Origin of the sequence: Alteromonas sp. 14N.309.X.WAT.G.H12 (assembly GCF_036697315.1) — a bacterium.
Lineage (GTDB): Bacteria > Pseudomonadota > Gammaproteobacteria > Enterobacterales > Alteromonadaceae > Alteromonas.
This window is the reverse complement of record NZ_JBAHZB010000240.1, coordinates 1-851: the sequence shown is the minus strand read 5'-3', so window position 1 is coordinate 851 and position 851 is coordinate 1. Positions and strand designations below refer to the sequence as shown.

General features: G+C 54.1%; 1 protein-coding gene. It reads left to right on the top strand.

What is annotated here, in order from left to right:
• Window positions 1–851: Ig-like domain-containing protein (locus tag V5298_RS20760; RefSeq protein WP_332933305.1), on the top strand; the 851-nt coding region annotated here is incomplete at both ends.

Genomic DNA, 851 nt, shown 5'->3' with positions numbered 1-851 from the left:
ACTGACAGTGACAGCGATACCCAAACCTTTACCACTACGGTGCTGCCCGATGGTAGCTTTACCATCGATTTACCGGCTGCGGCTTCCGAAGGGTTACTCAATGTGGACGTGTCGGTGCTCGATGCCGCTGGGAATCTCGCGTCAGTAAGCACCTCCGGCCTTATCGATCTCACCTTGCCCATACTGAACCTGGATGCACTGTCCAACCTCAACAGCGCCACTCCCACCATTAGCGGGACCTGTGATGAAATCGGGGCGGTGATCAGTATTGAAGTCACTGACAGTGACAGCGATACCCAAACCTTTACCACTACGGTGCTGCCCGATGGTAGCTTTACCATCGATTTACCGGCCGATGCCGCAGAAGGCTTGCTCAATGTGGATGTGTCCGTGCTCGATGCCGCTGGGAATCTAGCTTCGGTTAGCACCTCTGGCCTTATCGATCTCACGCTCCCAATACTCAACCTGGATGCTTTGTCTAACCTCAACAGCGCCACCCCAACTATTAGCGGCACCTGTGATGAAATTGGGGCGGTGATCAGTATCGAAGTCACCGACAGTGACAGCGATACCCAAACCTTTACCACCACGGTTTTACCAGACGGAAGCTTTACCATCGATTTACCGGCCGATGCCGCAGAAGGGTTACTCAATGTGGATGTGTCGGTGCTCGATGCCGCGGGGAATCTGGCTTCGGTTAGCACCTCTGGCCTTATCGATCTCACCTTGCCCATATTAAACCTGGATGCGCTGTCCAACCTCAACAGTGCCACCCCCACCATTAGCGGGACCTGTGATGAAATCGGGGCGGTGATCAGTATTGAAGTCACTGACAGTGACAGCGATACCCA